Genomic DNA, 12,079 nt, shown 5'->3' with positions numbered 1-12,079 from the left:
ATACACTTTGATTTTCTAAACTAATTTCTTCTGACTAATTCCATCATATCATAGGGTAGGGTATTTGCGGCTTCTTTTAAAGAATAATTCTCAAGATTATTGACATTTTGCCGTAATTTCTTGGCATACTTGGCCGTAATCAATTTCTTCTCTTCGTATTCAAAGATTAACTTACGTTCTAGATAGTAACCTCTTAGCATTTCATCGATATTGTTTGGTTTAATACGATTGATAACACGTTCGACAAAGGCACCACTACCGATAATAGCTGTTTCACGCAAGCGAGACTCCTGCATAAAGCTAATCAGACTACTCTTGTAGATTCCTTTTAGGTTTTCCAAACTTTCGATAATCAACTCCGTATTCTCCAGATAGAGTTCGGATATTTGATCATAGTCAAGAGCTCGAAGGCGACGTTGCTCCTTGTCATTCCAACTACGGAAGGTCTGCCCAAAAGTTAGCAATTCATGCAGGAGAAAACGCAAGATACGGAGCGACACAAGGAAGTAATATGTTAGGCGAGAAGCCACCTTGCGATTGATACTCTGCTCCATATTTTTCAGATAGCGTTGATAAACTTGATAACCACGTTCACCGATTTTCCCCTCCTCGTAAGCCTGCTCCAAACCATCGCTTTCGATACTCAAGATGAGGAGTTTTAAAGCCTCCCAATCCTCTTGGGCACTTTTGTTTTCTTGACTAAGGATTAGGTTTTCAATTCGACCGTGATAATTATCAATAGCTGCATAAAGGGGAAGTTTATTCTTATGCCCTTCCAGTTCTTTTTCTAATTCTGCTGTGACCTCATTTAAAATCGCAATGTGCATGAGGTAATCTTTTGTTTCTTCTTGTTCCTCGGAAAGGTGGGGAAGAACTAAGAGACCTGTTAGAAAGCTTAATAGCGTGACACCTGCTACAAGGAAGAGTAACAGAGGATATTCCTGCTCCAAATGACTTGGTATGAGGAGAATGGTCGCGATAGATACTGTCCCTTTGACACCAGAGAAGGTCAAAAGAAGCATATCTTTCATGTACTTATGAATTTTTTTCTTAAGTCGACGCGTCCTCACAAAGTAAAAACCAGCAATCATGACAAAGCGGATTGCAAAAAGCAAGAAGGTCAGAACGACAACTGAAAGCAGTAAAAGAAGGGGATTGTAGAGAGAATTAGACAAGATCGGCTCTGCTATCAACTCTAATTCCATTCCCAAGAGAACAAAGACTGATCCGTTTAGCATAAAGGTCACGGTGTGCCAAACAGTATCAGTAACGGTATCAACTTGGGCTTCGAGGAGTGTAATTTTCTTGAAACGACTGGCCTTCAGAATCCCTGCAACTACAACTGCGATAATCCCTGAAACATGGATTTCTTCGGCGATAAAGAAGGTCATAAGAGGCAAACTCAATTCAAGCAAAAGTTCACTCGCTATATCCGTCGCTCGCACACTCAGTAAAAATGTATGTAGGAAACGATTGATCATTGCCGTCACAAAGCCGACCGCAAAACCACCAAGGATAGAAAGCGCTAGGGAAGTTCCAGCCTGACTGAGGGAAAAAGCGCCTGTTGTCCAGGCAGCCAGAGCCACCCTAAAGGCAACCAAACCAGAAGCATCATTTAAAAGTCCTTCTCCTTTGAGGATATTGGAAACCCGCTTTGGGAAACTAAAACGCTCAGAAAGAGAAGCAAAGGCAACTAAATCCGTCGGACCAAGCGCTGCCCCAACAGCCACGCAGGCAGCTAAGGGAAGGCTGAGCCAAAGGAAATGAGCCAAGGATCCCAAACTCAGGGTAGAGATGAAAATCACTGGAAAAATTAAATAAACAATGATGCGCCAGTGTTTTAAAACAGATGTAATATCTGCTTCTTGAGCTTCTCGAAAGAGTAGGGGACCAATAACAACTGCCAAAAACAGCTCGGTATTGAGATGAAAGTCAGTATTTGGCAAAAAGAGACCAATGCCAATTCCCAAAAGAATTTGTACTAGGGGGAGGGGCAAAAAAGGCAAGAGTTTATTAGTCGTACTGGAAACAATTAAGACAAATAAAAATAGAATCAGGTAAATGAGTAATTCCACGCAATTCCTCCTTAGTCTTTTTTACAGCAAGATTCAAAAATCTCCTTTTGCTCTTGAATTTTCTGATCAATCTTAGAACAGTCTTTGTGCTCAATTTTTTTCTGGCATCGTTCCATTTCAAGAGCCACTAATTTTTTTTTGATTTTAAGCATTTTCTTACTCATATGCTCTTCGTCGAGTACTCCAACCGCTCGCTCATGCTGCGTTGACTCAACAAAATTTTGGCGCATAGCCTCTAATTTCTCACGTAGGTATTGCTTATCCATGTCTATATCTTTCTAATTTCTCAATCATAACTAAAAACGGGGGATTATTAACTTGGTTGAGAGTCCGATAAATGGCAGCTGTATACTCTTGTTGGTTCAACTGGCTAACAAACTCCAATACAGCATCCCTCTCAGTATCTCCTCCTTCATGACCATAGTAGATCATGATCGCAATCCGTCCCCCTTTGACAAGCAAATGACACAGCTTTTCTAATGCTTCGATAGTAGTCTGAGGTTGGGTGATGACGGACTTGTCAGCAGAAGGCAGATAACCCAGATTAAAAATCCCTGCCTTAGCTTCTGTCACAAACTGGTCTAGTGTCTCATGACCTTGCAAGATTAACTGGGCATTTGTCATACCTGCCTGATCCAAACGCTCTTGGGTTTTCTCCAAAGCCTGCTCCTGGATATCAAAGGCATAGACTTTCTTAGCTAGCTTGGCTAGAAAAAGGGTATCATGGCCATTACCCATGGTCGCATCCACAACAATATCCTCTTTTGTCACGACTTCCGCTAAAAAATCATGTGCCATCTCAAGTGGTCTTTTCATTTTAAAACTCCTGTTTTACAGCCTTGCATCCTTGCACACTTCCACGACGGCGCATCTCAGTTTCAATAGCATTTAGCACTTCCCATTTATTGAGGCTCCACATGGGACCAATCAGCATATCTCTCGGTGCATCTCCTGTAATTCGATGGATGACGATATGCTTGGGAATGATTTCCAACTGGTCACAAATGACCTTGACATACTCGTCCTGACTCATCAGTTGCAAACGTCCTTCGTGGTAATCTCGCTGCATCCGTGTATTGGTCATCAGGTGAAGCAAGTGCAACTTAATTCCTTGAATATCATTATCCCTAACACAGCGACGGACATTTTCAACCATCATCTCATGGGTTTCCCCAGGAAGACCGTTGATCAGATGGGAAACAATTTCAATCTTGGGATACTTTCTTAAGCGTTTTACTGTTTCAACATACAATTCATAAGAATGGGCACGGTTAATCAAGTCAGAGGTTGCTTCAAAAGTAGTCTGTAAGCCCAATTCAACCGTCACATGCATGCGTTCCGATAACTCAGCCAAATATTCGATGGTTTCATCAGGTAAGCAATCCGGGCGTGTTCCGATATTGATTCCCACTACACCAGGTTCGTTGATAGCCTGCTCATATCGCTCCCGAATCACTTCCACCTTTTCATGGGTGTTGGTAAAGTTTTGGAAATAAACCAAGTACTTCTGAACATCTGGCCACTTGCGGTGCATAAAGTCAATTTCCTTATAAAATTGCTCACGGATAGGGGCATCTGGTGCCACGATGGCATCTCCAGAACCTGAAACCGTACAAAAAGTACAACCACCATGAGCTACAGTTCCATCACGATTTGGACAGTCAAATCCCGCATCAATAGGAACTTTGAAAGTCTTTTCTCCAAAAAGTTTTCGATAATAATCATTCAAGGTATTATAAGATTTCATAACTTTCATTATAACAAAAAACACCTACAATCTCAAAAGCCTGACTTTCCAACAAATTCCCTTGTTTCTCATTTCCTTTAGCGTTTTTTTATGATACAATATGGGTATGATTTTAATGAAAATAGCATCTATTTTATTATTGATATTAACCTTGGTGGTTTGCTTTATTGTCACCAAGCTTTTCGGACTTAGGAAAATAGGATTTAATTTCGCGGATCTAGCTTTTCCACTGTTGGTATTTGAGTACTATCTGATTACTGCTAAAGCCTTTACCCACAACTTTCTACCGCGACTTGGTGTCGCACTTTCTCTCCTAGCAATCCTCCTTGTAGTCTTTTTCCTTGTCAAAAAACGAAGTTTTTATTACCCTAAATTCATCAAATTCTTCTGGAGAGCCGGTTTTCTCCTTACCTTAATCATCTATATAGCTATGATTGTCGAATTGATGATGCTCCCATAAAAAAACATTCCCTCAGACAGCTGTCTAAGGGAATGTTTTTATCTTCATACTTACTTTCTAAGCTCTACCAAAATACTTTTTCTTATTTCCTAAATGTCAAGGCGTAGAATTTACCATCCCAAAGAAGTTTCATTTCCTTTTCCTTAATTTCGCTTGGAACAGCATTCTCAATTTCACTCAAATCAACAGTAGCGTCTTTAAAATAATCCTTACTAAAATGATTTTTCTTATATTGCTGATCCACATAGTCAGCCGTCTCATCTGCAATTAAGATCTTAGTCCCTGGCTTCGCCACTCGTAGCATTTCCTGCATAGCCTTGGCCTTATCATTGAAAAAATTGATTCCGCCAATATGGTAGACAATGTCAAAACTATTATCCGCAAAGGGTAGATCCTCCGCGCAAGCATGGAAAAGTTGCAAATTGGTCTTTTTAGCGCAAGATTTCTGGCATTTTTCTAGCATACTGATAGAAATATCTACCCCTACAAAGTCTAAACTTTTCAGGTCGATTGTCTCAGGAATATAACGTAGGTCTTGACCAGTCCCGATAGAGACATAAAGTACAGATAAATTATCCTTCCATTCTATTTCTCCCATCAGATCCCTTCTCAACTTATCAATTGCCTTGCCATGGAGAAGTGGTCCTATCCATTTCTCACTCATATCATACCAACGAGCCATACGGTTATACATGGTCATGTATTTAGCATTATCTCCAGATAGATAATCAGGATTAAGAGACAGATAGATAGCCCCATCTTTTTGAAAATTTTCTACCTCTAAACCTGACTTCAATTTATCTTGTAATCTTGTTTCAATCATATGCAACATCTCCTTTTCTATTTGTCACCTATTATAGAGGATTTCGTAGCAAAAACAATAGCTTTTCAGTAAGTGGCAACTATCCACTTGTATCTGGTAGTAGAATCAGGGTCAGGTACAAAAGAACAAGTGCCAATTTCCATTGACACTTGTTTCTACTTTTAAACTGTGTTGCAACATTTCGTGAAAGATACCGTTTAAAAAACTTAATCTTCTTTTTTGCGTCTTGCCAAGAATCCTGTTCCCAATCCAAGAAGTGCGATCCCAGCTACTAGAGCCGCTTGGTTAGACTCGCTTCCTGTATTAGGTAATTCCCCACCTTTTTTAGGCTTACCTGGTTCATTTGGTTTACCAGGTGTTGGTTTTTCAGGAGTGTGCGTATTTGTAATGTTGTAACCTTCTACTGAAGCTGTATAATCATCTGGAACATTCACTTCTTCAACAGTGTAGGCAATCTCCTTACCTTCTTGATAACGATCAAGACCTGTAAACTCATAAGTCCAGCCACTTGTTTCTGACACTGTAGCTGTCTGACCAGTTTCCTTACCATCTGCAAGAAGTTTTACGGTGATAGATGCTGGACGGATGCCATCTTTGTTATCTTCATCTTTCCAGATCTTCTTACCTTTTACAGATGTTTTCTCTGGTGTGTGGGTGTTGGTCACATTCATACCAGTTTCAGTAGCTGTGTAACCTGTAGGAACACCAACTTCTTTGACTGTGTACTCGATTGCTTTACCATTTTGGTAACGATCCAGTTCAGTGAATTCATACTTCCAACCTGTTTCAGCTGTTGCGATTGCTATCTTGCCAGTTTCTTTACCATTGGCAAGAAGAGCGACAGTGATAGATGCTGGACGGATACGATCTTGGTCGTTATTATCAATCCAGGTCTTTTGTCCACTTACAGCAATTTTTTCTGGTGTATATTCATTGGTAATGGTGTACTTGCCATCCTTATCTGTAGTGATGGTTGCTTTGTATTCTGTCATAGCAGTTTCTTTGACAGTATACTTGATTTCTTTACCATTCTTATACTTAGGAAGTTTTTTAGATTCGAACTTCCAGCCAGTTTTTTCTGAAACTTCAATTTCTTGAACAACCTTGTCGCCGTTAAGAATTTGAACTTTCACAGATGTTGTACGTTTACCGTCTTGGTTGTTGTTATCTTTCCACACCTTAGTTCCTGAAAGGATGACTGTATCTGGATTGTGAGTGTTTGTCACTACTTGACCAGTCACAGAGGCTTCGTAACCAGCTGGTACATCCACTTCCTTGATAGAATAGGTGATTTCTTTTCCAGCTTCGTATTGTGGAAGATTGGTGAAGGATGCTACCCAAGTGTTATCGTCTGTCTTATCCTTAGCTGTTAAGGTCAATTTCTTACCTTCAACGGCTACTGGATCTGCAACTCCTACTTTTTTGTAAAGTTGAACCGTTACGGACTCAGGACGTTTACCGTCTTGGTTGTTGGCATCGTTCCATACTTTTGTTACCTTGTAGTCAATTTCTTTAGGAGCATATTTGTTTGTGATGGTAAAGTCTGTAATAGTAGCTTCGTATTCTGCTACGGCTTCTTCTGTTACAGTGTATTTGATTTCTTTACCAGCTTTATATTTTGCTAATTTTTCGAATGTAGCAGTCCATGTTCCGTCTGCAGCAGCCTGAATTTCTTTCGATGCTACTTTCTCACCGTCTGCTAAAAGATTGATTGTAATCTTAGTCGGACGTTTGCCGTCTTGGTTGTTGGCATCTTCCCAGTTCTTAGTTGCTTTTACATCAACTGTTTCTGGTGAATAGCTATTTGTGATAGTGAATCCTGATGCAGCGTCACCAGTAACTTCTGAAGTGTAACTAGGAACAGTTACTTCTACTACAGTGTACTGGATAGGTGTGCCGCCTTTATCAGCATCAAGGTCTTTGAAGCTTCCAGCCCAACCATTTGCTTCAGTCAATTCAAGTGTTTTTCCAGTATCTTGGCCATCTGCAAGCAATTTAACTGTGATAGAAGATGGACGTTTACCATCTTGGTTGTTCTTATCATCCCATTTTTTCTTCACAGAAACTTCCGTTTTTGCTGGAGTATAAGCGTTTTCGAAAGCTTTTTCATCATCGTAAGAAACAGTTGCTTCAAGTGCACCTTTACCCTTGTCCGTTACAGTAACTGTAGCCGTAACAGTTTTAGTGTCGTACTTGATGCCTGTATCACTGCCAGCTTTTTCAGCAATTTTAAAGGTATAAGTCCCTGCTTTGTCGAATTCCAATTCTGAGAAAGCAATGTTTCCGTCTTTGTCATTCTTCACAGTTTCTTTCACCTTACCATCTTGGTCTGTTAAAGTGAATTCAAACTCTTCAGCCTTCAACTCACGTCCTGTAAGTTTTTTATTAGCTTTAATCTTAGCTTTAGCTTTGCTACGTTTATTTGTAACTGTTTTGATAGCTCCATCTTGTCCAACAGTCATCTCAAATGGAGTAGGATTCAACTCATATCCCTCAGGAGCCTCAATCTCGGTTACCGTAAAGTTCCCTTTCTTGATATCACTTTCTGAGTAAATAGATGACTCAGCAATTCCGTCATCATTTGTCGTTACAATTTCCTCTTTAGCCGTAGCTCCTGCCGGAGGAGTAATCTTGAATTTTGCTCCTTTTAGACGGTCATGAGTCAGCTCGTCGACCTTGTAAAGAATGATACGGTACCCTGTTTCTAACTGAATTGTACCACCAGAAGCAACGACTGAGTTTCCGATTTGCTTAACGACTGTCTTATTACTATAGTCGTCATATGTTAGAATCTGGTCATCACCCTTCATTTCAGCATTGTTTTGGACTTGCGTGCCATCAGCTGGAGCACTTGTTTTATAATTAATTCGAAATGCTGCTGGTTTCCCGTTCTTCGCAAGAATTGAAGATGCATTGTTAATTGTTAAAGTAAATTCTGTGTAAGAATCATTCCATTTTACTTGGTAATCCTTACCAGCTTCTAAAACCACCTCATCTTTAAAGTAATAAGATTTATCGTACCAACCTGCCGTAACTTTAAATGTTTCAGGAATCATCTGCATCGGTGAGGCATTTGGGTCAACCCAGTCATGAATTTCAATTTTGTTATAGGCAGCTTGTTTAGGATTAGCTCGAACATACCAACTGTGTAAATATTGTCCACTCTTATTTAGAGCACTAGATGTCCAATCCTCTTTGTAAATCAGACCATGATACTTACTGAAATTAGCACGTCCAATTCCTTCAGAATAATCAGAGGCTTCCCCTTTTTTGACCTTAATTTGATGGGTAATTTCATTTATAGTTTCCGTCTTATCAAAACGGAGCGTTTCATTGCTTAATTCATTTTTAGAACTAAAACCAACAAAGAAATTTCCTTTAACGTTTTGGACTTGATAGCCACCTTTTTTCTCAAGATAGGTTTTCAGATTTTTTAATGTAATAGTCGCCTTACCACCATTATTATCCCCGTTTGATACAATTTGAGTTTCTCCGATAACGAGATCTGTTTCCTTATCTTTTAAATCAAAAGTTTCATTTCTAACAGTTAAAGGGCTCGGAACAGTAAAGGTAAAGGTATCACCGTCCTCTAATTTACCATCATAGGCGCTCAAATCGTAATCAACAGTGAATTTATAATTTGAGTAGTTATGATGTTCAGGAGAAAGTGTATAAACACCATTCGCATCTGGTTTTATAAACTTACCATTATCAACCTCCCAAATTCCAATATTACTGATAACGTTCTTCAGTTCCTTTGCTTGAACTGAATTTGGAGCAAAGAACATCCCTAGCAAACAGGCCAGAGAAGTTAGGATGGGTAACCAAAATTTCTTGTTCTTCATAATCTTCCTTTCTAAATTACCGAAAACATTAAAACGACAAACTATGATTATAAAATCTCAACACACATCTCCTTTCGAATTCGTTGAAATCCATGAGGGTTATTGAATAAGTTACATCATATTAATATGTTTCATAACTATATGTGAGTGCAATATTTACCATATTTGTTCTATTCTTAATATAGAAACCTCCTTTAATTTCATTATAAAACAAAATTAACTTTTTTTGTAATATTATGAGGTTATTGCCTTTTGAAAATATTGACACAGTGTAAAATTACTGCCATAAAAATTAATTCTTTCATCAGACTGAAGTTTCTTTAAGTATAGTGAACACTTACGAACAACTTCTCTTTTAAACAAACAGAAAGGAACAATGCACAAAACGTTCCATTTATTTATAAGTTTGATACACCTTAATAATTATCCAAACTATTTTATATAAGTAAAAATCAGAAGAGATTTAGCAATAGTCATATACCATACTGGTAAATAGTTTAATTTATCATATTTCATTATTCTGAATCATAGAAAAAAGACCAGGGGGTTATCCCTGATCTTTCTTTACTGTACTTATTGGCTACTAAATGAGATTAGTCTTCTTTTCTTCGTTTAGTTGCAACAAGACCTGCACCTAAAGCTAGAAGAGCTAAACCTGCTGCTAATGCAGCTTGTCCAGATTCGCTTCCAGTGTTTGGTAGGTTAGGATTTTCTGGTTCAGTTTGGTCCGTTACTACTAACTTACCATCCTTAAACTCAACCTGATTTCCACTAGCATTTACCACTGTTACAGTTCCGTCGTAGTTAACTTGGAATGTAATATCTGTTACTGCTAAGTATCCAGTTGGAGCGGCCTCTTCATGGAAAGTATATACTCCCGGAGTCAAATCAAGTACATGTGATTGTTTGGCTTTTGAAGTCCATTCAGCCACAGGATTACCTGCAACTTTTTCTCCACGGAAAATTTGGATTTTTGCACCCGCGATTTCTTCACCCGCTAGATTTACCTTGCTGAAGGTGATCTTACGTGGAAGGTCATCGTCTTTGTCGGTTACAGTTACTGTTGAGCCGTTGGTTACGACTTTGTTTTCTTCACCTTTAGAGTCTTTCTCACCAACATTTGTCACTTCCACTGTGCCGTCGTATTTGACTTGGAAAGTGATGTCCGTTACTTTGAGGTAACCAGTTGGAGCTGCTTCCTCATGGAAGGTGTAAGTGCCTGGAGCCAAGTTGAGATCTTTAGACTTACCAGCTTCTGAAGTCCAGCTTTCTACGGCTGTGCCTTCTGCCTTGTCGCCTTTATAGATCTTAATCTCTGCACCAGCGATTTCTGTTCCACCAAGGCTAACCTTGCTGAAGGTGATCTTACGTGGAAGGTCATCATCTTTATCAGTTACAGTTACAGTTGAACCGTTTGTGGCAACTTTGTTTTCTTCACCCTTAGAGTCTTTTTCTCCAACATTGGTTACTTCCACTGTGCCGTCATGTTTGACTTGGAAAGTGATGTCGGTTACTTTGAGGTAGCCTGTTGGAGCTGCTTCCTCATGGAAGGTGTAAGTGCCAGGTGCCAAGTTCAAGTCTTTAGACTTACCAGCTTCTGAAGTCCAGCTTTCTACGGCTGTACCTTCTGCCTTGTCGCCCTTGTAGATCTTGATTTGTGCACCAGCGATTTCTGTTCCACCAAGGCTAACCTTGCTGAAGGTAATCTTACGTGGAAGGTCATCGTCTTTATCGGTTACAGTTACTGTTGAGCCGTTGGTTACGACTTTGTTTTCTTCACCTTTAGAGTCTTTTTCACCAACATTTGTCACTTCCACTGTGCCGTCATGTTTGACTTGGAAAGTGATATCGGTTACTTTGAGGTAGCCTGTTGGAGCTGCTTCCTCATGGAAGGTGTAAGTACCTGGGGCCAAGTTGAGATCTTTAGACTTACCAGCTTCTGAAGTCCAGCTTTCTACGGCTGTGCCTTCTGCCTTATCGCCTTTGTAGATCTTAATCTCTGCACCAGCGATTTCTGTTCCACCAAGGCTAACCTTGCTGAAGGTAATCTTACGTGGAAGGTCATCGTCTTTGTCGGTTACAGTTACTGTTGAGCCATTTGTAACGACTTTGTTTTCTTCACCTTTAGAGTCTTTCTCACCAACATTTGTCACTTCCACTGTGCCATCATGTTTGACTTGGAAAGTGATGTCCGTTACTTTGAGGTAACCAGTTGGAGCGGCTTCCTCATGGAAGGTGTAAGTACCTGGGGCCAAGCTCAATTCTTTAGACTTACCAGCTTCTGATGTCCAGCTTTCTACGGCTGTGCCTTCTGCCTTATCGCCCTTGTAGATCTTGATTTGAGCGCCTGCGATTTCTGTTCCACCAAGGCTAACCTTGCTGAAGGTAATCTTACGTGGAAGGTCATCATCTTTATCAGTTACAGTTACAGTTGAACCGTTGGTGGCAACTTTGTTGTCTTCACCCTTAGAGTCTTTCTCACCAACGTTTGTCACTTCCACTGTGCCATCATGTTTGACTTGGAAAGTGATGTCGGTTACTTTGAGGTATCCGGTTGGAGCGGCTTCCTCATGGAAGGTGTAAGTACCTGGTGCCAAGTTGAGGTCTTTAGACTTACCAGCTTCTGAAGTCCAGCTTTCTACGGCTGTACCTTCTGCCTTGTCGCCCTTGTAGATCTTGATTTGTGCACCAGCGATTTCTGTTCCACCAAGGCTAACCTTACTAAAGGTAATCTTACGTGGAAGGTCATCATCTTTATCGGTTACAGTTACAGTTGAACCGTTGGTTACAACTTTGTTTTCTTCACCCTTAGAGTCTTTTTCACCAACATTGGTCACTTCCACTGTGCCGTCATGTTTGACTTGGAAAGTGATATCGGTTACTTTGAGGTAGCCTGTTGGGGCTGCTTCCTCATGGAAGGTGTAAGTGCCTGGTGCCAAATTCAAGTCTTTAGACTTACCAGCTTCTGAAGTCCAGCTTTCTACGGCTGTGCCTTCTGCCTTGTCGCCCTTGTAGATCTTGATTTGAGCGCCTGCGATTTCTGTTCCACCAAGGCTAACCTTGCTGAAGGTAATCTTACGTGGAAGGTCATCATCTTTATCGGTTACAGTTACTGTTGAGCCGTTTGTG

The 12,079-nt window shown here is 40.2% G+C and carries 8 protein-coding genes; 1 reads left to right on the top strand and 7 read right to left on the bottom strand.

The annotated features are described in order from the left end of the window. Positions 1 to 20 precede the first annotated feature (20 nt). From O3655_RS00040 to O3655_RS00025, 4 genes are read right to left on the bottom strand one after another with little or no spacing between them, the layout of a single operon-like run. Positions 21 to 2,075, bottom strand: coding sequence for a cation:proton antiporter (locus O3655_RS00040; protein WP_371641065.1), 2,055 nt, complete (start codon positions 2,073 to 2,075; stop codon positions 21 to 23). Positions 2,076 to 2,086: 11 nt separating this feature from the next. Next, entirely contained in the window at positions 2,087 to 2,341 is a 255-nt protein-coding gene (locus O3655_RS00035) for a hypothetical protein (protein WP_000361099.1), read from the bottom strand. Then, a complete protein-coding gene (locus O3655_RS00030; protein WP_070567047.1) occupies positions 2,334 to 2,891 on the bottom strand; it encodes a class I SAM-dependent methyltransferase in 558 nt (185 codons plus the stop codon). Before O3655_RS00030 ends, O3655_RS00035 begins: the two co-directional genes overlap by 8 nt. Before the next feature lies 1 nt (position 2,892). After that, the gene (locus O3655_RS00025) at positions 2,893 to 3,831 is read right to left on the bottom strand and encodes a TIGR01212 family radical SAM protein (protein WP_308697446.1); all 939 of its coding nucleotides are present in this window, start codon (positions 3,829 to 3,831) and stop codon (positions 2,893 to 2,895) included. Positions 3,832 to 3,922: 91 nt separating this feature from the next. On the opposite strand from O3655_RS00025, the gene O3655_RS00020 reads away from it, so the two are divergent. Continuing rightward, a complete protein-coding gene (locus O3655_RS00020) occupies positions 3,923 to 4,282 on the top strand; it encodes a DUF3397 domain-containing protein (RefSeq protein ID WP_000525394.1) in 360 nt (119 codons plus the stop codon). Between the two features lie 82 nt (positions 4,283 to 4,364). Here O3655_RS00020 and O3655_RS00015 read toward each other — a convergent pair whose 3' ends face one another. The 3 genes from O3655_RS00015 to O3655_RS00005 form a co-directional block, all read right to left on the bottom strand. Then, a complete protein-coding gene (locus tag O3655_RS00015; protein WP_308697447.1) occupies positions 4,365 to 5,105 on the bottom strand; it encodes a class I SAM-dependent methyltransferase in 741 nt (246 codons plus the stop codon). 206 nt (positions 5,106 to 5,311) lie between these two features. Further along, positions 5,312 to 8,950, bottom strand: coding sequence for a Cna B-type domain-containing protein (locus O3655_RS00010; protein WP_308697448.1), 3,639 nt, complete (start codon positions 8,948 to 8,950; stop codon positions 5,312 to 5,314). A 593-nt stretch (positions 8,951 to 9,543) separates the two neighbouring features. Next, the coding region (locus tag O3655_RS00005; protein WP_371641064.1) for a SpaA isopeptide-forming pilin-related protein at positions 9,544 to 12,079 on the bottom strand (2,536 nt) is incomplete at its 5' end.

Source organism: Streptococcus sp. 27098_8_70 (assembly GCF_041432215.1).
Classification (GTDB): domain Bacteria; phylum Bacillota; class Bacilli; order Lactobacillales; family Streptococcaceae; genus Streptococcus; species Streptococcus oralis_CP.
This window is presented reverse-complemented; position numbering and strand designations above follow the sequence as displayed.